Source organism: Telluria sp. BA11, from assembly GCF_056680305.1.
Map to the genome: position 1 here is coordinate 3081997 of NZ_CM155275.1, position 20649 is coordinate 3102645.

Annotated in this window: 15 protein-coding genes; 9 read left to right on the forward strand and 6 right to left on the reverse strand. The window is 67.4% G+C overall.

Annotation, left to right across the window (positions count from 1 at the left end; translation table 11 throughout):
- Window positions 1–8 precede the first annotated feature (8 nt).
- The 6 genes from AC1MGT_RS13575 to AC1MGT_RS13600 all read left to right on the forward strand — a co-directional run bounded on the left by AC1MGT_RS13575 (window position 9) and on the right by AC1MGT_RS13600 (window position 9201).
- Window positions 9–1718: a hypothetical protein gene (locus AC1MGT_RS13575; protein ID WP_499500583.1), complete on the forward strand. Its 1710-nt coding sequence runs from the start codon at window positions 9–11 to the stop codon at window positions 1716–1718.
- A gap of 13 nt (window positions 1719–1731) precedes the next feature.
- Window positions 1732–2976: an ABC transporter substrate-binding protein gene (locus tag AC1MGT_RS13580; RefSeq protein ID WP_499500584.1), complete on the forward strand. Its 1245-nt coding sequence runs from the start codon at window positions 1732–1734 to the stop codon at window positions 2974–2976.
- A gap of 36 nt (window positions 2977–3012) precedes the next feature.
- A complete protein-coding gene (locus AC1MGT_RS13585; protein WP_499500585.1) occupies window positions 3013–5580 on the forward strand; it encodes a family 20 glycosylhydrolase in 2568 nt (855 codons plus the stop codon).
- A gap of 70 nt (window positions 5581–5650) precedes the next feature.
- Window positions 5651–7039, forward strand: coding sequence for an ABC transporter substrate-binding protein (locus tag AC1MGT_RS13590; protein WP_499500586.1), 1389 nt, complete (start codon window positions 5651–5653; stop codon window positions 7037–7039).
- Window positions 7011–7718 (forward strand): response regulator, encoded by a 708-nt coding sequence (locus tag AC1MGT_RS13595; protein WP_499500587.1) that lies wholly within the window; start codon window positions 7011–7013, stop codon window positions 7716–7718. The genes AC1MGT_RS13590 and AC1MGT_RS13595 overlap by 29 nt, the downstream gene beginning before the upstream one ends.
- Window positions 7681–9201, forward strand: coding sequence for an ATP-binding protein (locus tag AC1MGT_RS13600; RefSeq protein ID WP_499500588.1), 1521 nt, complete (start codon window positions 7681–7683; stop codon window positions 9199–9201). The genes AC1MGT_RS13595 and AC1MGT_RS13600 overlap by 38 nt, the downstream gene beginning before the upstream one ends.
- A 39-nt stretch (window positions 9202–9240) precedes the next feature.
- On the opposite strand, the gene AC1MGT_RS13605 is transcribed toward AC1MGT_RS13600, so the two are convergent.
- The 4 genes from AC1MGT_RS13605 to AC1MGT_RS13620 form a co-directional block, all read right to left on the reverse strand.
- Entirely contained in the window at window positions 9241–10524 is a 1284-nt protein-coding gene (locus tag AC1MGT_RS13605) for a ComEC/Rec2 family competence protein (RefSeq protein ID WP_499500589.1), read from the reverse strand.
- Window positions 10524–12878, reverse strand: coding sequence for a TonB-dependent receptor (locus AC1MGT_RS13610; RefSeq protein ID WP_499500590.1), 2355 nt, complete (start codon window positions 12876–12878; stop codon window positions 10524–10526). Before AC1MGT_RS13610 ends, AC1MGT_RS13605 begins: the two co-directional genes overlap by 1 nt.
- 113 nt (window positions 12879–12991) lie before the next feature.
- Complete coding sequence (locus AC1MGT_RS13615; protein WP_499500591.1) at window positions 12992–13933, reverse strand: FecR family protein; 942 nt, start codon at window positions 13931–13933, stop codon at window positions 12992–12994.
- A gap of 22 nt (window positions 13934–13955) precedes the next feature.
- A complete protein-coding gene (locus AC1MGT_RS13620) occupies window positions 13956–14513 on the reverse strand; it encodes an RNA polymerase sigma factor (protein WP_499500592.1) in 558 nt (185 codons plus the stop codon).
- Between the two features lie 151 nt (window positions 14514–14664).
- On the opposite strand from AC1MGT_RS13620, the gene AC1MGT_RS13625 reads away from it, so the two are divergent.
- Window positions 14665–15696: an alpha/beta hydrolase gene (locus AC1MGT_RS13625; protein WP_499500594.1), complete on the forward strand. Its 1032-nt coding sequence runs from the start codon at window positions 14665–14667 to the stop codon at window positions 15694–15696.
- Here the strand turns inward: AC1MGT_RS13625 and AC1MGT_RS13630 are convergent.
- Window positions 15635–16207: a hypothetical protein gene (locus tag AC1MGT_RS13630; protein ID WP_499500595.1), complete on the reverse strand. Its 573-nt coding sequence runs from the start codon at window positions 16205–16207 to the stop codon at window positions 15635–15637. The genes AC1MGT_RS13625 and AC1MGT_RS13630 overlap by 62 nt on opposite strands.
- 81 nt (window positions 16208–16288) lie before the next feature.
- Window positions 16289–16861 carry a GbsR/MarR family transcriptional regulator gene (locus AC1MGT_RS13635; protein WP_499500596.1) on the reverse strand — a complete coding sequence of 191 codons (573 nt, stop codon included), beginning with the start codon at window positions 16859–16861 and terminating at the stop codon, window positions 16289–16291.
- Between the two features lie 288 nt (window positions 16862–17149).
- Here AC1MGT_RS13635 and cydD point away from each other — a divergent pair, with 288 nt between their 5' ends.
- Both cydD and AC1MGT_RS13645 read left to right on the forward strand, forming a co-directional pair.
- Window positions 17150–18835, forward strand: a complete 1686-nt coding sequence (gene cydD, locus AC1MGT_RS13640; RefSeq protein ID WP_499500597.1) for a thiol reductant ABC exporter subunit CydD — start codon at window positions 17150–17152, stop codon at window positions 18833–18835.
- Window positions 18832–20622 carry an amino acid ABC transporter ATP-binding/permease protein gene (locus tag AC1MGT_RS13645; protein WP_499500598.1) on the forward strand — a complete coding sequence of 597 codons (1791 nt, stop codon included), beginning with the start codon at window positions 18832–18834 and terminating at the stop codon, window positions 20620–20622. Before cydD ends, AC1MGT_RS13645 begins: the two co-directional genes overlap by 4 nt.
- Window positions 20623–20649 lie beyond the last annotated feature (27 nt).

A 20649-nucleotide genomic window follows, 5' to 3' on the forward strand; every position in this document is an offset into this window, starting at 1 on the left:
AGAATGCGATGCGTGGTGCGAACAATGGTCTGGGTGCGAAAGCGACGGCGGTAGCGACGGCGCTGGTGCTGGCCGGTTGTGGCGGTAATGCCGCCGATGGCGGCGTGCAGGCGGGTATGTCGCGGCAGTTGTCGGCGGCGCCTGTCGCCGTGGCCGCCGCGTCACCGTGGCCGGTCTGGTCGGGGTGGGATTTTCCGTACAATGAACCGCCGCTCGCCAGCGTGCCAGCCGTGGCGTTCGGCGTCTCGCAACTGACGCAGTCGGCCACGCAGACCGTGTTCCGCGGCGCGCATGCGCTGCCGGCAGGCAGCGTCCAGAACTATCGGCTGGGCGTGTTCATTCACCACGACGTCTTCTATTACCAGGCCGATGCGAGCGCCGTCATCAGTGCCGACGGCACGTTCACGCTGACGCTGCCACGTTCGGTGGGCAGCGCCGACCGCGCCGTGCTGGTGCTGCATCCAGCATCCTACAATCCGCTCTCGGGCCCCAACTGCAATGCGACCGGCGGCTTTTGCAGCGGCCAGATCACGGGCACCACCAAGCTGTCGCTGCCAATCGATCCGGCGGCGCTCACGGCCTATACCGCCGCTTATTTCCCGGCGCCGGCAACGTCCGCCAACGCGCAGATCGCCGCACTGCAGCGCATGATGAATACGCCGCAGGTCACGGGCGGGCCGTATGGCGCGGGGCGCCTGATCCGCAGCTTCCACGACATGGACTCGGCCTTCCTGTATGACCAGGCGCTGGCCGTGATCGCCTTCAGCCTGGCCGGCGAGCAGGCCAGTGCCGAGCAGATCATCAACGCGCTGGCCAGGTCGCAGACAGCGTCCGGGGCCTGGGTGTTTGCCTATCTGGCCGATGGCGCCGACGCCAATCCCGGCGTGGACATGCGCATCGCCGGCGCCAACGCCTGGCTCGGCATGGCGCTCAACGCCTACCAGAAAGCCTTTGGCAGCACGAAGTACCTGGCCATGTCGACCCGCCTGCACGACTACCTGCGCGCAGAAACCGTGGCCGTGACGATCAATGGTGTGGGCCGCCGCGGCCTGCGCTTCGCGCCAACCAACTACGTGGCGGGGCGCACCGGCATCTTCGCGCTGGAGCACCAGCTCGATGCCTACGCCAGCCTGCACCAGTACCACGCGCTCAATGGCGGCAGCCAGTACCTGACCGCCGCCACGCAACTGCGGCAGACGGCGGAAAGCCTGTGGAACGGCACGCGCTTTTTGGGTGGCTACGACGCCAATACCGGCACCCTCAATACCGGCGAGCGCTATCTCGACACGTATTCGTGGTCGGTGCTGGCGCTGGGGAACACGGGCAGCGCCGGGCAGAACTTCGCCGCCGCGCTGCCGGGGATGTGCGACTATTTCAATGTCGCCGGGCAGCTCGATTACCCGTCGCGCAAGGTGAGCGGCATCGTCGGCTTCTACGACGTCATCTACGACAACGTGCCGTCAAGCGCGCCGTTCGTCTGGAGCGAGGGCAGCCTGGGCGCGATCATGGCGATGCGCCAGGGCGCGCCCACCTTGCAGTGCGCGGGCAACGGGGCCAGCCAGATGCTCGAGTCGCTCAACTACATGGTCGACAAGCTGGGCAGCATGCCTTACGCAACGCGCAATACCAATGCGGACTTCACCAGTTCGGGCAGCGTGGCAGGCACCGCCTGGCTGTACTACGCGAACCGGAACAAGAATCCGTACGCGCACTACTGAGAAGGGCAGGCCGATGCACTTTGCCGGATGGATGCTGTGCGTACTGTTGACCCTTGTGGCGCCGCTCGCGCACGCCGGCACGCTCGTGATCGAGAGCTGGCGCGTGGACGACAAGGCGCTGTGGGAAAAGGTGCTGATCCCGGCGTTCCAGCGCAGCCATCCCGGCATCGACGTCAAGTTCGCACCGACCGCGCCCACCGACTACGATGGCCGCCTCGCGGCGCGCCTGGCCGACGGCAGCGCCGGTGACCTGGTTGCGTGCAGGCCGTTCGACGCGTCTTTGAGCCTGTACGCGCAGGGGCATCTGGAGCGCCTGGATGGCAAGCCCGGCATGCAGTATTTCGAGCCGGGCGCGATGGTGGCCTGGCAGACGGCCGGCGCCAAGGAAGCCTTCTGCATGCCGGTGGCGTCGGTGATCCACGGCTTCATGTACAACAAGGCGATCTTCCGCAAGTACGACCTGCAGGCGCCGCGCACGGTGGATGAATTCTTTCGCGTGCTCGATGTGCTGAAGAAGAACGGCGTCGCGCCGCTGGCGCTCGGCATGGCCGACGGCTGGGAAGCGAGCCAGCTGGTATTTACCAATATCGGGCCGAATTTCTGGCGCGGCGAAGCTGGCCAGAAGGCGCTGGCCGACGGGCGCGCGCGCCTGACCGATCCGCCGTTCGTCGAGGCGCTGCGCTTCGGTGCCCGCATGGGCGCCTATCTGCCCGCCAGCGCCGCGACGCAAACTTATGGCCAGAGCCAGGCGATGTTTGCCACGGGCCGCGCCGCAATCTATCCCGCCGGTTCCTGGGATATCGCGCGTTTCAGCAGCGCGCCCGGCCTGGAGCTGGGCGTGTTTGCCGCGCCGGTCAAAAAACGGGGCGACGCCTGCTTCATCTCGGACCACATGGACCTGGGGCTGGGCGTGAACCGCGCATCGAAGAACAAGCAGGACGCTTTCAAGTTTCTGGCCTGGGTCGGCTCGCAGGAATTTGCCGACATCTACAGTAACCGGCTGACCGGCTTTTTCACGCTGTCGAATCACCTGATTGCGATGCGCGATCCGGTGGCCAAGCAGATGGTCGAGTGGCGCAACAGCTGCGCCTCGACCGTGCGCCTGAATGCGCAAGTGCTGCACCGCGGACAACCCAGCATGGAAAGCGTGCTATGGCGTGTCAATGCCGACGTGCTGAAAGGGACGCTGGCGCCCGAACCTGCGGCCGCCAGGCTGCAACGCGATTTCGACCGGTGGTACAAGCCCCCGCAACCCTGAACGACGAAACTAATTTTGGCTGGATTGGAGACACTCTTGGATACCACACACCTGGTTCGACGCTGCGCCCTGGCATCGCTGCTTCTGGCTGCGCCGCTGGCCGGCATGGCCGCCGCACCGCCCACGCCGCTGGCAGCATCCGCTGCGGCCAGCATGGAAGGCGTCGCCAGCGGCGCCCGGCTGCAGATGCGCTGGGAACTGCTGCGCAACGAGTACACGCCGCAGATGCCGCAGGGCCGCGCCAAGGCGCGCATGACCCTGACCAACAACGACAGCCAGCGCCTGCCTGCCAAGGGCTGGACGCTGTACTTCAACAGCATGGATGGTGTCGTGCCGGGTGCGGTGACGGGCAATCTGCGCATGGAGCAGGTTGCCGGCAATCTGTACCGCCTGCGCCCGCAAGCAAACTTTGCGGGCCTGGCGCCGGGGCAGTCGCTCGACATCGATTATTACCACCCGCAGGTGATCATCAAGATGGCGCGCGCGCCCATTGGGCCGTACCTGGTGTACGACGCGCAGCCCGAGGTCGGCGTGGCGATCAGCGATTTCGCGCTGCTGCCGGTGACGCGCCCCGAGCAGCTGGACAAGGGCGATACCGGCGCCCGGCCCGTGGTCACCGCTGCCGATACGTATCGCAGCAACCAGCGTGCCGACTTGTTGCCGGCGAGCGCCGTGCCCCTTGTGCTGCCAACGCCCCTGCAACTGACGCAGGGCAGTGGCAAGTTGCGCCTGACGGGCAAGCCGGTGGTGAGCGCATCAGCGGCACTGGCAGGCGAAGCCGACCTGGCGCGCTCGCTGTTCCCGGCATCGCTGCAGGGCAGCGGCCCGGCGCTGCGCCTGAGCGTGGGCAAGGTCGAAGGACAGACCTCGCCCGAAGCGTACAGCCTTGCAGTGCGGGCCGGCGGCATCACCATCGTCGGCAACAGCCCGGCCGGCGTGGCGTATGGCTTGCAGACCCTGCGCGACCTGCTGCCGTTGCCCGGCGCCGCCGACCAGTCGGTGCCCGAGGTGACGATCGTCGATGCGCCGCGCTTTGCCTATCGCGGCTTCATGCTCGACGTATCGCGCAACTTTCACACCAAGGAAACCGTGTTCAAGTGGCTCGACCTGATGGCGCGCTACAAGATGAACAAGTTCCACTTCCACCTGACCGAGGACGAAGGCTGGCGCCTCGAGATCGCCGGCCTGCCCGAACTGACGTCGATCGGCGCCGTGCGCGGGCACAGCGCCAGGCCGGGCGTGCGCCTGCAGCCGGCCTACGGCTCCGGGCCCGACCCGCGCGATGCCAGCGGCAGCGGGTACTACACACGCGCCGACTATATCGAGATCCTGCGCTACGCGGCAGCGCGTCACATCGAAGTGATCCCCGAGCTCGAAATGCCGGGCCACGCGCGCGCCGCCGTGCAGGCGATGGAAGCGCGCTACCACCGCCTGAAGGCAGCCGGCGACAAGGACGCGGCCAAGTACCTGCTCAATGATTTCGCCGATCGCTCGGTCTACAAGTCGCCGCAGCTGTACAACGATCACGTGCTCAATCCGGGCCTGGAGTCGAGCTTCACGTTCGTCCAGCACGTCGTCGACGAAGTGGTGAAGCTGCACCGCGAAGCGGGCGCGCCGCTGCACACGATCCACATGGGCGGCGACGAACTGCCCAACGGCGCCTGGGAACAATCCCCGGCCAGCCGCGCCATGATGTCGCGCGAACACCGCGAATCCACAGCCGACCTGTGGGATTATTTCTATGAGCGGGTCGATGGCATGCTGCGCAAGCATGGCCTCTACACGTCGGGCTGGGAAGAGCTGGCGGCGCGCAAGACCACGCTGCATGGCAGGAACAAGCTGATCCCGAATCCGCGCTTCACGCAAAAAGGGTTCCTGGCCTGGGTCTGGAACAATACCGAAGGCGCCGAAGACCTGGCCTATCGGCTGGCCAATGCCGGCTACGACATCGTGCTGGCGCCCGTGACCAAGATGTACATGGACATGGCCTACAACGCCAACCCGGAAGAACCGGGTGTGAACTGGGGCGACTACATTGAACTTGACACCCCCTATGACTTCATCCCGTTCGACTACCTGAAGAACGCGACCGAGGCTGCGCGTGTGGGCAAGGATGGCCTGACCGATTACGGCAAGCGCCGCGTGCGTGGCCTGGAAGCGACCTTGTTTACCGAAACGGTGCGCGACCCGGCCCGCATCGATTACCTGGTCATGCCACGCCTGCTGGCGGTGGCCGAACGGGCCTGGGCGCCGGATCCGGCCTGGGCCACCGAGCCTGATGCCACGAAGGCGGCGGCGCTGCACCGCACGGCCTGGTCGGGCTTCGTCAATGCACTGGGCCAGCGCGTGCTGCCGCGCCTCGACCTGGATCGCACCGGCGTGGCGTATCGCATTGCGCCACCGGGCCTGCTGCTCGATGGTGACAAGGTCCTGGTCAACCACGTGTTGCCGGGGATCGCGCTGCGCTATACCGTTGACGGCAGCACGCCGACCGCCAGCAGCCGGCCGGTGACCGGGCCGATCACCGAGCGTGGGCTGATCCAGGTCGCGGCCTTCGACCGCAATGGCAGGCCGGGACTGGTGGCGCGCATCGACCGGCGCTGACGGCTTGGCCGAAATGCCTGCTGGGTAACGAGGCACGGGGCTATAATCAGCGTTTTCTGCGGGATACCGGGTGAGAGCGTCGATCGGAAAAGTGGCGGGGCGTTGGTTCGATTGGCGACGCCTGCGCATTGCTGCCGTACTGGCCGCCTGCGCCTTGCACGGCGCCGGGCAGGCGGCCGCGCCCATGCTGGCGATCGTGCCACCGGCGCCCGCGACATCGTCTGCGGCGCCATCGTCCGGCCTGCAGGTGCTGCACTGGTGGACCTCGGCCAGCGAACGCCGCGCGGCCGACCTGCTGGCGCAGCGCCTCGGCAAGGAGGGCGTGCAGTGGGAAGACGCCGCGATTCCCGGCGGCGCCGGCATTGGCGCGGGCAAGGTCCTCAAGGGCAGGGTGCTGGCCGGCGACGCGCCCGAAGTCACGCAGATCATCGGCGTGTCGGTCGCCGAATGGGCCGAGATGGGCCTGCTGCTCGAACTGGACAACGTGGCCGTTGCCGACAACTGGCGCGGCGTGCTGTTCCCCACGGTCCAGAACCTGATCCAGTACCGCAAGCACACGATGGCCGCGCCGCTCGGCATCCACCGCGTCAATACGCTGTTCTACAACCGCGCGCTGTTTGCCCGGCTCAAGCTGGCGCCACCCACCACCTGGACCGAATTCGACGCCGTCGCCGCGCGCCTGCTGGCTGCGGGCGTGCAACCGCTGGCGCAAAGCAGCGAAGCCTGGCAGGTGGCGGCGCTGTTCGAGAACCTGGTGCTGGCCGAAAGCGGGCCGGCCTTCTATCGCGCGCTGTTCGTGCGCCGCAGTCCGGCCGCCGCCTTCGACGCGCGCACCGCGCATGCGCTGCAGCGCCTGCGCACGATCAAGGGCTGGGCCGGCGGCCAGCTGGCCGAGCGGCCCTGGACCGAGGTCGTGCGCCGCTTCGCCGCCGGCCAGGCCGGCATGATGATCATGGGCGACTGGGCCAAGCCCGAACTGGCCGAACACCGGATGGTGCTGGACCAGGACTACGGCTGCGTCGGCGCACCGGGCACCGGCGCGTATCACCTGTACAGTGTCGATACGCTGTCGATGTTCGCCGGCGACTACCGGCACCGCGAGGCCCAGGAAAAGATGGCGCGCCTGCTGCTGTCGCCGTCGATCCAGGCCGACTTCAATCTGCTCAAGGGCGCGGTGCCGGTGCGGCGCGATGCGGAGCCGGCGCGCATGGACAGTTGTGCGCGGGCGTCGTGGACGACCTTCGCCGGCGGCGAGGCCGTGCAGGCGCCCAGCCTCGTGCACCGCATGGCGACCGACGAAGCCAGCCGCGACGCCATCATCGCCGAGGTGCATCGCTATCTGCTCGACGACGCCGTGCCGGTGGCGGTGGCGCAGCGCCGCCTCGCCGCCTTGTTCCGACTATTCAATCTAACCAGCCAGGGGACGCCGGGTGCGCAAGATACTGATCGTAGACGATGACAAAAAAACCTGCGTGCTGCTCAAGACGTATCTGGAGAAAAACCAGTACGACGTGATCCTGTCGCACAACGGCGAGAGCTTCCTGACCGAATTCCATGCGCACCTCGAGACGCTGTCGATGGTGATCCTGGACGTGATGCTGCCCGATACCGACGGCTTCGCGCTGTGCAAGCAGGTGCGCCAGCGCTCGAACGTGCCGATCATCATGCTCACGGCCAGCTCGGACGAAACCGACCGCATCGTCGGCCTCGAGCTGGGCGCTGATGACTACATCGCCAAGCCCTACAGTCCGCGCGAGCTGCTGGCGCGCATCAAGGCGATCCTGCGCCGCGCCGCGCCCGAGACGCCGTCGGTGCGCTACCACCGGTTTGTCGGCTTCACGCTCGACCTGATGGAACGCACCGTGACGGACAGCGCCGGCAATCCGGTGGCGCTCACGGGGCTCGACTTTCAGCTGCTCAAATACTTCACCGAACACCCCGGCAAGATCCTTGACCGCGGCCTGCTGTGCGAAGAAACGCGCGGGCGCGACGCCGGCCCGCTGGACCGCTCGCTCGACGTGCAGATCAGCCGCCTGCGCCTGCGGCTGAACGACGACGGCAAGCAGCCGGCGCTGATCAAGACCGTGCGCGGGGCCGGCTATGTGTTCTCGGCCGACGTCAGCGTGTCCAGTGTCTAGCCGCAGCAGCAACCCGTTCGGGCACAGGTTTCACCAGCTGTTGCAGCGCTGGTTGCCGGCGTCGCTGCTTGGCCGCCTGACGCTCGTGATGGTGGCCGGCGTGCTGGTGACGCAGCTGGCGGCCAGCGCAATCTGGGCCAGCCAGCTGCGCGCCAAATCGCAGGTCGAGGCGCAGTCGTCGGCCCAGTACGTGGCGCACAGCGCGGCCGGCGCGATCCGCTTCTTTCGCAGCCTGCCGCCGGCCTATCGCCTGCTGATCATCCAGCAGTTGCGTGAAATGGGCGGCACGCGCTTTTTCGTCAACCTCAATCATGCCTATGTGCCGATCGAGCAGATCGCGCCGCACCCGCTTGCGCAAAGCGTGATTGCCACGGTCGACGCCACGCTCAGGAGCGACCTGCCGCATTCGCCGGGCTTCCGGCTCGCGTTTGCCCGGCCTGACCGGTTGGTGGTGGCCGAACACGATGTGCGTCTGGAGGACCTGCCCAATGCCTGGGTCCAGCACGTGCTGCTTCTCAAGCCCGACCCGGCCCCGATCCTCGTGATCCAGACCGAGATCGAGCCCGGTAACTGGCTGTACATGGCGGCCCTGATGCCGAACCCGTATTTCCTCGACAGCAGCGATCCGTTCGCGTGGGATCGCCTGATGCCGCAGATCCTGTCGCTGGCCGTGGTGCTGCTGCTTTGTCTGCTCGTCGTGCGCTCGATCACGCGGCCGCTGGCCGCGTTGTCCGATGCCGCGTCGGCGCTGGGCCAGGGCCATGATGACGAGGCGCGTCCGCTGCCCGAAACCGGCAGCCGCGAATTCATCAACACCGCGCGCGCCTTCAGCGCGATGCGCGAGCGCATCGGGCGCTATATCGACGATCGCGAGCGCCTGTTCATCTCGATTTCGCACGACCTGCGCACGCCGATCACGCGGCTCAAGCTGCGCGCCGAACTGCTGGACGACGAAGCGCTGCGCGACGAATTCGAGGAAGACCTCGATGAACTCGACATGATGGTCAAGGGCGCGCTGCAATGCGTGAAGGACAGCGACATTCACGAAAATCCGACCGAGATCAAGCTCGATACAATGCTGGGCCGCATGGTGCGCAGCGCCGAACTGGCGGGGCACGTGGTGGCCTGGCAGCCGTCCGGCGTGACGGTGCGCGGCAAACCGCTGGCGCTCAAGCGCGCGCTTGGCAACCTGCTCGACAACGCGCTGTTCTACGGCGCGCGTGCCGAGATCAGCGTGTGCCAGGAGCCTGGCTGGGTGCTGATCTGCCTGCGCGACCACGGGCCCGGCGTGCCCGATGAAGCGTTTGCCAGCCTGTTCGACCCGTATGTGCGGCTGGCCCATGGGCGCGAGCAGAATGACGGGGGCATGGGACTGGGCCTGGGTATCGCGCGCGGCGTGATCGAAGCGCATGGCGGCCGGCTGGTGCTGTCGAACCATCCCGAGGGCGGCCTGAATGCGGTGGTGCGCTTGCCGGCGGTTTGAGCCTCGCGCGCCTGATCGGGCAATGGGGTGTGCCGCACCTCATGCGGCAAACTGCTCCGTGACCATTCTGACGCGGTCATGTTCATCGGCATTGCCGGTGACGGCCACGTAGAAACGATCGCCGCCCGGCGGCACCCGCACCACCACGTGGCCGTCGTGGCTGAGCAGCTTGCGCGTCAGGCGGCCGTTGGCGAGCAGGTTTTCGCGCATCACCGTGGTGGCAAATACGGCGCGCGGTCCTGGATACAGCCGCTCGCTGAACATGCGTTCGAGTTGCAGCATGTCCGGATGCGCGATGTGCCAGGACGGGATGATCCAGGCGCGTGGACGCAAGGTGCGTACGACCTGCGCGCTCAGACCGTCGAACATGCCATGATGGTCGGCGGTCGCTACGGACACCGGGCCGGCGGCGCGCGCGGCCGGCCCGAGTACATCGTGCCAGGGCAGGGCGCCATCCTGGGTGTAGCTGGTCAGGTCGCCGGCGGTAAAGTAGCTGAAACGCCCGCTCGCGATGCGCACCGCGGCCGAACACTGGTTTTCGTTCGGCCAGTCGGCGCGCGCGAGCGACGACAGCGGCGGGAACAGCGTGCGTGTGGCGCTGTCCTGGCCGGTCCAGACCTCGCCGTTGGCTGCGATATTGCGCACCTCGAAACCGGTAGCAGCCGACCGGTGTCCGCGCGCCGCGATCTGGGCGGCACTGCCGACCACAAAGGCCTCGACGCGCTGCCCTGCCTTGCGTCGCGCGGCGATCCAGGCGCGGTAGTTGTTTGCGAAGGGGGCATCGACGCGCAGCGGAACATCGTAGTCCGGGAACCCGCGGTCAATGACGGCATAAATCGGAATCTGCTCGGCGACATCGGTCACGCCGCCCAGGCGCCAGGCGCCAGCCGCTGCCAGCGGCGAGGCGGCATCGACATCGCCCGTATGGTCCGGGTGCAGGTGGGTGGCCAGCAGGTAGTCCAGGCCCGCCAGTCCGGCGCGTCCGAGATGGCGGCGCAGGTAACGCGCGATCCATTCGCCCGGCCGGCGGCTGCCGTCGGGCCGGGGCGCCACCGAAACATCCAGGCCATTGAGCGAGGCGCCGGCATCGATCAGAAGGCTGGTACCGTCGGGGAACATGACGAAGGTCGCGTTGCCGCGGCCGGTCGCGATGTGGTGAATATCGAGCCAGCCGGGCTGCCAGGCGGCGAGCGGTGCGCCTTCACGCTCGGGCGCAGGCATCGGCGCCACCAATGCGCGCAGCGGCGCTGCGCCGGCTGATGCTGCGGCCAGCGGCAGCAGCGCGCCAAGCAGTCGGCGACGCCTGTCGTTCGGCGCCGTCATCAGAAGCGTCCCGTCAGGCTCAGGCCGAAGGTACGTGGCTCGCCCACGTAGCGCGCACGCACGACCTGGGTCGAACGGGTCAGGAGGTAGGTGGTGTCATTGGCATTCTTGACCCAGGCCAGCAGGCGCCAGGTGCCATCGGGCGATTCGACGCCGGCGGAAAGATTGGCCAGGCCGAAGGCGGGCAATTGCAGGTTGGGGTCGTTGGCCGCGCCCGTGTTGTAGCTGTCTTTCCAGGCATAGCTGGCCGCGCCGACCAGGTAGCCAAACGAGACCGGGTAGCGCAGGTCGGCGGCGATGCCGGCCTGGCGCCGCGGTGAATTCGACATCGGGTTGCCGCTGTTGTTGACGGTGCCGACGACGAAACGGTCATAGCGCCCGTCCAGGTAGGCAAAGTTGGCCGACAGGTCGAGCCAGCTCGCGGGCTTGACCGCCAGTTCGATCTCGCTGCCGTCGACCGTCGCCTTGCCGGCATTGAAGATGGTGAGGATGCCGGTCTGGGTATTGTTGACCAGCTCCTGCTTGTCGCGGTACTTCATGTGAAACACCGAGGCGTTCAGGCGTACCCGGTTGTGCAGCCACTGCGACTTCAGACCCAGCTCGTAGTTGTCGACCGTCTCGGGATCGAACGGCATGCGAAACGCCGTGGCGCTCGAGGCATCGGCGTTGTAGCCGCCGCTGGTGAAGCCGCGGGTGGCGCTCATGTATGTCATCAGGCCGGCCGCCGGCCGCCAGGTCAGCACCGCGCGCGGCGTGACTTCGTTCCAGGTATTGCGCAGAGCGCTCACGCTGAAGTTGCTGGCGGGGCGCAGCAGGTCGCTGCGCACCAGGCTCGCGCTCTTGCGGTCGCGCGTGTAGCGGGCGCCAACGGTCAGGTCGACCACCGGGGCCAGGTGCACAATACCGTCGGCAAACACGCCGGCGCTGCGGCTGTCGACCTGTTGCTCAGCCAGGGTGGCGCTGGCCAGTGCGCCGGTACGGGCCGCCAGTGCGCGCACGCCGAGACGGCGCGCACCATCTTCGTCTGAAAAGTACAGGCCGGTGACGACGTTACCATGCGCCCATTTTGGACTGGCATAGCGCAATTCTTGCGAGAAGGTGGTGACCTCGTCCTCGTCGCGGGTGACGCTCTGGCTGCCGCTCGTCAGGAAGGTGTAGCTGGCGCCGACACCCGCGTAATCTTCGCTTGATGCCGACCGGCGCCAGGCGCTGATCGAGGTCAGTTCGCCCGCTGCGAGGCGCCATGCCAGCCTGGCCGATATGCCCTTGATGGTGCGCTGGTAGCCCTGGTCGACGCCCAGTTCGGACGTGCGGACATCGCCATCGGCGCCCAGCGTATCGGACGAGAGTGTGCGGCCGCCGTTGCTGTCGTCGCCATAGTCGGCACTGAAGGTCGCTTCCACGCCTGGCGCCAGGCGTACCAGGGCCTGGGCGCGGATATTCTGGCTGTCGATGTCGTCCTGCTCGCGGCCCGTCAGGCGATCGCGTCCCGTCCCGTCGCGCTGGCGGCTCGACGCAGAAATCTTGATGGCCGCCCCGTCGCCCAGTGGCAGGTTGACCAGGCCCTTGGCCTGGCGTTCGCCATGATTGCCGGCGATGATCTCGCCTTCGAGCGCGATACGGTCGGTGTCCGGGCGCCGGGTGTTGATGACGATGGCGCCGCCGGTCACGTTGCGGCCGAACAGCGTGCCTTGCGGGCCTTTCAGGACGGCGATCGATTCCAGGTCGAACAGCTCGAAGCTGGCGGCGCTGTTACGCGGGATGAACACGTCGTCGACGAACACGCCGACCGGCTTGTTCACGCCGATCTGCGAGAACGTGTTGCTCACGCCACGAATCGCGATCGTGGGATTGGCCTGGCTGAAGGCGGAGACAAGCAGGCCAGGGGTCAGGCGTGCGACATCCTGCAGGTTCTGCACCCGGTGCGTCTCCAGGGTACGCGCAGACAGGGCAGTCATGGCGATCGGCACGTCCTGGGCTGACTGTGAGCGCTTTTGCGCAGTCACGGTGACCGTGTTCAGTTCCGTGCCCTGGTCGCGGTTGCCGGAGGTGGACGGACCGGCCGCTTCGCGAAAGATCATCACGGCGCCGCCGTCGCGCCGCACCGCCAGGCCTGTGCCCGCCAGCAGCGCATCGAGCGCGCGGCCCGGATCGAGCTGGCCCCGCACGCCATCGCTCTGGCGGCCCTGCACGTCTTCGGCGCGGTACAGGAGCTGTACGCCGGTCTGCCGCGCATACTGGTCGAGTGCCGGCTGGAGCGCGCCCGCAGGAATGTCGAGCGTCAGGGTCTGCGCCTGGAGCGTGCCGCAGAAAGTCAGGGCGCACAGGGCGCCGATCAGGGTTGGATTCGCCATCGGTTTTTTCCTTGCGTGAGGGACGCCACGCGGTGATGCGCGGCGGGCAGCATGAGTTGCTTCCCTATAAGACGGGTGGGCTGGAAAAATCCGGTATGCGAACCAGAAATAATTCAGCGCGAGATGATGATCTGGCTGGTGCCGCGCTTTGCCTGCAGCCCGAAGCCCTGCTCGAGCAGGCGCACGAAGCCGTCGATATTCGAAGGCGCGAAGCTGCCGCCGATACGCAGTGACGCCGCTTCGGGATCGGTGATGACCAGCTTGCGGTCGTTATAGCGGTTGAATTCGGCGATGGCCTCGCCCAGCGTGATCTGGTCGAACACGATCCGGCCTTCACGCCACGCCAGGCGCTGCTCGGTCTGGACCTGGCTGTGCTCAGCCCGGGCGATGTGGCCGGCCGCGCTGCGCGCTTCCTGGTTGGGGGTCAGTACCACCGATGCGTCGCGTTCATCCACTTGCACCCGGCCCTGTTCGACCAGCACGCGCGTGCGCTCGCCATCGCGCCGTACTGTAAAGCGGGTGCCCAGCACGGTCACCCGGCTGGTGCCCGCTTCAACGACGAAGGGGCGCGACGGATCATGGGCGATGTTGAAATACGCTTCGCCGCTGTCGAGCCACACGTGGCGACCGCCATCGGGAGCGGTGCGCAGGCGGGTGGCGGTATTGAGCATCAGGCGCGAGCCGTCGGCCAGCGCGATGGTGCGGTTCTCGCCGGTGCCGGTGGCATAGCGCTGGCCCTGCTGCCAGCCGACATCGGGTGCCAGGAAGGCGCCCAGGCCACAGGCCAGCAGCAGTCCTGCCGCCATGCGCCAGCGCGAGAAACGCGCCAGCGGACGGCGTGGCGCGGGGCGTTCGATGGCCTGGCCGGCCATGACATCTGCGCGCTGCCATGCTGCGCGCAGGCGCAGGTATGCCACCCGGTGGCGCACGTCGTCGCGCAGCCAGGCATCGCGTTCGGCCTGCAGCTCTGCGTGCCACCCATCGCCGTCTTCGCGGGCCAGCCACTGCGCTGCATCGGCCTCGATCGCCTCCGCGTTGTGATTTGCTTCGTTCATCGCACGTCGTTTGCTGTAATGGTTACTTGCCTTGCTTGCGCACCTTGCGCTCGCGCCGGACGATGTCGGCGCCGATACCGCGCGCGAACAGGGCATCGGCGATGGCGCGCATGCCTTTCATGATCTGTTTTTCCACCGTGTCCTCTGTGATCCCCATTTCAGCGGCGACTTCGCGCTGCGACATCCCCTCGACCTTGCGCAGCACCACCACTTCGCGGCAGCGCGCAGGCAAGGCGTCGAGCACTTCCACCAGTGCGGACAACTCGGCCCGGCCGCTGGCATGTCGCTCGGGCGTCAGTTCGTACACCGACAGGTCGTCAAGTTCGGCAAACGCCTCGATCGACACGACCTGGCGCCGGCGTGCGCGGTCAATCAGCAGATTACGCGCGATGGTCATCACGAACGGCGTTACCCGCTCCGGCAGGCCGCTGCGCGCCGCTTCGTAGGCGCGTGCGTAGACTTCCTGGCGCAGGTCGGGCCATTCGTCGCTGTCACGCCAGTTCAGGCGCAGGTAGCGCATGAGGATGCCTTCCAGCGGCAGTACCTCATGGATGAACCAGTCGTCCAGATCATTGCACATGTCTTATGTCGGTAGACGAAGGGCGAGAGAAATTCCGGTATCGGAACACGCAAAATCGTGGCTGAGGGTAGCATGTCAATATGACCCGCAAGTGACTTTCGGTATCTGATATCCGGTGCGCATAGCGGCTCACCATTAATAAAAGGCCTGCATGCCAATGAGGTTGGACGACCAGACACTGAACGAAGCAAAACGCTTCAATGCGCGGCTTGCGCGCGCGCCGCGCTTCGGATCGCGCCACCGCTTCATGCCGCCGCTGGTGCAGGGCCTGCTGCGCTTGTCCCAGTTCGGCGCCGACCGCAAGCTGCGCCGCGCCGGGCTGCAGGTCGAGACGTGCATGGTAGGGCTGGAGGGAGTGCAGGTGCAGGTTCGTATCATCCGCCCGCGCGGGCCGGTGGCCGGCATCGTGCTCGATATCCACGGCGGCGGCTGGGTGGTCGGCAATGCGCGCATGAACGATGTGTTCAATGCGGCCTTCGCCAGCCGCTGCGGCCTGGCCGTGGTGTCGGTCGATTACCGGCTGGCGCCGCGCGCATCGGTGCACGCGCAGATGGAAGAATGCCTGGCTGCGGCGCGCTGGCTGTTGCAGGACGGGTTGCCAGAATATGCCGGCTTGCCGGTGATCGTGGTCGGAGAATCGGCGGGCGCGCACCTGGCTGCGGCCACGCTGCAAGGGCTGCGGGCCTGGCCGGCGCTGTTGGCGCGCATCGCCGGGGCCGTCTTGTACTACGGCGTCTACGATATGGCCGGCACCGACAGCGTGCGCAGGGCAGGGCCCGAAACGCTGGTGCTCGACGGGCCGCGCATGCTGGCCGGACTGCGCGGGCTCACGCCCGACCTGGACGACGCCGGACGGCGCCAGCCGCCGCTGTCACCGCTGTTCGGCGAACTGGCCGGCATGCCGCCAGCGTTGATGATCGTTGGCAGTGGCGATCCGCTGCTTGACGACACGCTGCGAATGGCGCAGCGCTGGCAGCAGGTGGCCGACGTTGAACTGAACGTGGCGCCCGAAGCGCCACATGGTTTCATTCATTTTCCGACCGCGATGGCTAGGGTGACGCTGGCGCATGCGCAGGCCTGGGTGCGGCAACGCATCGCAGCGATGTCGCAGCAGGATGCGTTCAGCGCATCTGCGTCACATGCGCCTCGCGCAGCGGGTGCCAGCCCAGGCGCGCCGCGATGATGCGCCGGTACGCGGTGTCGATATGGGCCGGCGTGCGGCGGATGTAATCCTCGGCGGCGTCGCGCTGCGCGCCACTACAGCTGTCCAGCCATGCCACGGCTTCATCGACCGTCGGAACGCGCCCGCTCACGCCATTGAATTTGGGCGGGATCGCGGTCCAGATGGCCGCGTCGATGCCCTTGGCGCGCAGCCAGGCGGCCACGCGCGGATTGTCTTCTGCGCCGTTCTGCGCCGGCACGCTGCCGATCCATTCGGGGAACGCGGCCCTGATCTTTTCGCGCGCGCACAGCATGGCGCGGGCGGTGTCCAGGTCATCGGTGGCGACGTAGGCCCAGTAGGTGGGCATGAGGCGTGCGCTGTCGCACAGCACGAGTGCCAGTTCGGGACTGTCGTCGCTCTGGCGGGCAAATTCGATGGGCATGGCGGGGCCGCCCGGATGCCATCCGGAGGCGAGCTTCAAGCCCTGGGGTTTCCAGAGCAGCGAGCCCCAGGCGATACAAGCGATATTCATGGACGGGACTGGTAAGGGGAAAAGGAAAAGCCCAGTCTAGCCGGTCAGCCGAAAGAGGCGAGCACGGGTATGCTGACCGCCTTATTCTTCCGGCGTTTGCTTCGGCGCCTTGCCGTCTTTCGCAGCGAACAGGCGGTCCTTGGCCGAGAGCAGCTTCTGGACTTTTGAACCCATCTTCATCAATTGCGCCATCGACTCGGGCGACAGGCGCTGCAGGTCGTCGAACCAGTTGTTGGCCAGGTCGACCAGCTCGTGCATCTCGCGCATGCGCTCCTGCGCGAACTTGTCTTCGGGGTGGTTGGCGTTGGCCATCAGCGACTCGCGCAGTACCGACAGCGTCGGCGCGACTTCGCGCCGGCGCCGCTCGGCAGCGACCACGCGGAAGATTTCCCACACATCGCCCAGCGACGTGAAGTATTCGCGGCGGTCGCCCGGAATGCGCGACAGGCGCACCAGGCCCCACGACTGCAGTTCTTTCAGGCCGATGCTCACGTTCGAGCGCGAAATACCGAGTTTTTCGCCGATGTCGTCGGCATGCAGCTGTTCTTCAGAAACGAAGAGCAGGGCATAGATTTGCCCCACCGTGCGGTTGATGCCCCAGCGGCTGCCCATCTCGCCGAAGTGACTGACAAACGTTTGGACAAGTGGCGTCATGGTTGCGAACTTTTCGATGCTTGTGAAAGGTGAATTATCCCACGTCACCCGGACACGTACCACGCATGCACGTGTTTGCTGCCATTGTTGTTAATACGTTCGTAATTCCCGACTAACCTGGTCACCCATTACAGACAAACCAGAAGTTTCAGCGCATAATCCATCCACCTTCCGAAAATTCTGAAGTTCTAGAAAATACAAAAAGTTTATTCCGGGGCACGTCCGATGCTGATGGCCATGGCCCCCGTACGTCTGCCGTTTTGTTGCAACAACGTTTGGAGAGCCACCATGCACCGCAGCCAACCCCGCCGCCCGGCACTGCTTACAGGCATTGGCCCTGCGCGTGGCGCCACGCTGGCGATGAGCGGTGCGGCGCTGCTGTGGATTCCGCAGGCGGCGCTGCTGGCGCATGCAGTGGGGCGCCTGGCCCAGGGCGCCGGACTGGCCGACATGCTGCTGCCGGCGCTGGCGTTTCTGGCCCTTGGCGTCTTGCGCGCCAGCAGCGAAGCGTGGGGTGCACGCCGCTTGTTCGCCGTGTCGCGCAGCCAGCTCACCGCCTTGCGTCAGGCAGCCGTGCAAGCCCTGGCCGCGCGCTCGCCACTGGACCGTGCGCGCCTGCCATCCGGCCAGGCCGCCAGCATCGTCGCTGAGCAAGCCGAAGCGGTGCTGCCATGGCTGCTGCGCTACGGGCCGGCGCGCATGCGAGTCCTGCTGGTGCCACCCGTCATTGCGCTCGTGGTTTGTCACTTTTCGTGGCTTGCCGCGCTGATCCTGGTGCTGGCCGCGCCCTTGATTCCGCTGTTCATGGCCGTTATCGGCTGGCGCGCCAAGGCTGCCAGCGAAGCGCAACTGCAGCTGGTCGGCGGCATGAGCGGCTTTTTGCTCGACCGGCTGCGCGGCCTGTCGACGCTGCGCGCACTGGGCGCTGTCGATGCTACCGCCCGCCGGGTACGGGCTTCCAGCGAAGCAGTCCGTGCCAGCACCATGCGCGTGCTGCGCATCGCCTTCTTGTCGTCGACCGCGCTCGAACTGTTTTCGGCGCTGGGCGTGGCGCTGGTGGCGGTGTACGTGGGTTTCCACTTGCTCGGCGAAATCGGACCGGGCAGCTGGGGCAGCCGGTTGACGCTGGCCGAAGGCCTGTTCGTGTTGCTGCTGGCGCCGGCGTTTTTCGAACCGCTGCGCGAACTGGCTGCGGTGTGGCACGACAAGGCCGCCGGCGAAGCAGCGCTCGAGGCACTGGACAAGCTGCAGGCGGCCGGCTTGCCGTTGCCGGGCGCGCTGCAAGGGCCGGGCGAAGCGCTGCGCATTGGCCGCGCGCCATCGGTCGATATCGAGGGCCTGCGCTTTGCGCACCCGGGCGAAACGCCGCTGTTCGATAACCAGGATGTGTATGTGCGCGTTGGCGAGCACGTGGCGCTCGTCGGTCCCAGCGGCAGCGGCAAGACCACGCTGCTGTCGATCATCGCGGGCCTCGTCCCATTTGACAGCGGCACCGTGCGCATCGGCGGCGTGCCGCTGGACGCCGGGTCGGCTGCCGGCCTGCGCGCGCGCATGGCCTGGATCGGCCAGAAGCCGCACGTGTTTGCCGGCTCGGTGCGCGCCAATGTGGCGCTCGAGCGTGAGGGCGTGACGGTCGACGCGGTCAGCCGCGCCGTGGCGCGCGCGGGCCTCGGTCAGATCGAGCATGCGACGCCGGGCGAGAGCCTGGGCGAGGGCGGCCTTGGCCTGTCGGGCGGCGAGCTGGTGCGCCTTGCGCTGGCCCGCGCGATGTGCGCGCCGCACGCCGGACTGCTGCTGGTCGACGAACCCACTGCCCACCTCGACCGCGACACGGCCGCCGGCGTCATCGACGCGCTGCTGCAGCTGGCGCAGGGCCGCACCATGATTGTTGCCACCCACGATCTGGCACTGGCCGCGCGCCTGGGCCGCGTCGTGCGCCTTGGCGAACCATTGATTCAACGGAGCGCAGCATGAAACGTGACAAAGAAACAAAGCGCGACAACGAAACAAAACGCAATAACGACGTGCAGCCGGTGCTGTCCCTGTTCATCCGCACGGGTGGGCGGCGCCTGGCCCTGGGTGCGCTTCTGTCGACGCTGGTGGTGCTGGCCGGGATGGCGCTGCTGGGCACCTCGGGCTGGTTCATCACATCGGCGGCCCTGGCCGGCATGGCCGGCAGCGCCGTCATGTTCAATGTGTTCGTGCCGAGCGCGGCGATCCGCCTGCTGGCCCTGGGCCGCACCTTTGGCCGTTATGCCGAGCGCACGGTAACGCACGACGCCACGTTTGGCGTACTGGCCGCGCTGCGCGAGCGGTTGTTTCGTGGCTGGGCCACGCCGGATGCCGCACGCGCGCTGCTGCGTCGACCGTCGCGCCTGCTGTTTCGCCTGACGGGCGACATCGATGCCCTCGAATCGGTCTATCTGCGCCTGATCGTGCCGGCTGTCGCCGCCTGCGGCGCAGCGCTGCTGGCCGGCCTGGTGCTGGCGAACCTCGACTGGCGCCTTGGCCTGGCGATGTTCTGCTGGCTGCTGGCGGTCGGCTGGGGCGTGACCTTGCTCGTGGCGCGCCTGGCGCGGCCGGTGGCGCTGCGCCGTGTCCGCGCACTGGAACGGCTGCGCGCCCAGGCGATCGACCTGGTCGCCGGCCAGACCGACCTGGCGCTGGCCGGCCGCCTGCCGGCGCAGTGCGCGCAGCTGGCGCGCCTCGACATGACCCTGGCGCGCCATGACGCCGCGCTGCACCGGCTGGACACCGGCGCTGGCTGGCTGTACGCGGTTGGTGGCCATGTCACCGTCGCCGCCGTCCTGCTGGCAGTAGGGGCGCTGGCGCAGCAAGTGGCATCGCATCCGGCGCAGCAGCAGGTGCAACACATACAGACGCAGGTGCAGCAGCTGGGCGCACCCGCCGCAGCGCTGGCACTGCTGATCGCGCTGGCCGCGCTGGAACCGTTTGCCGCGCTGCGGCGCGGCGCGATCGAGGCTGGCCGCAGCTGGCTGGCCATGCGCCGCGTGGCGCCGCGCCTGCGCCAGCAGGATGACGCCGCCGTACCGGCGCCGCCCGACACTGGTACCGGCACCGGTACCGGCATGGCGTTGCTGCTGTACGGCGCCACCGTGTTCCATCCCGGCCGCACCGGCGCGGCCCTGCATGCGGTCGATCTGCACATTGCCGTTGGCGAGCGGGTTGCGGTTGTGGGCAGCAGCGGTGTCGGCAAATCGACGCTGCTGGCGCTGGCGGCCGGCGAACTGGCCGCCCAGGCGGGGCAGGTATGGGCGCGGCCTGCAACCTGGCTGACCCAGCGCACCGAGCTGTTTTGCGACAGCCTGCGCGACAACCTGCGCCTGGCCGATCCCGCCGCCACCGATGCGCAATTGTGGGCCGCGCTGCATGCCGCCGGCCTGGAGCAGGACGTGCGCGGCTTCGCACAGGGTCTTGACACCTTGCTGGGCGAGGGCGGTCTTGGCCTGTCGGGCGGCCAGTCGCGCCGCCTGGCGCTGGCGAGATTGCTGTTGCGCCGGGCCGACTTCTGGCTGCTGGACGAGCCGACCGAGGCGCTGGACGGCGCTACCGCGGCCGATGTACTGGCGCGCCTGGCACGGCACGCCAGCGGCCGCACGCTGCTGGTGGCCACACATCTGCGGCGCGAAGCCGCGCAGGCCGACCGGCTGCTCGTGATGAAAGACGGGCGGATCGATGCCGACCTGCGGCGTGGCACCCAGGCATTCGATGCGGCACTGGACGCGCTGCGCCAACACTAAGAATAACCAACCACCGACGTATTTAAG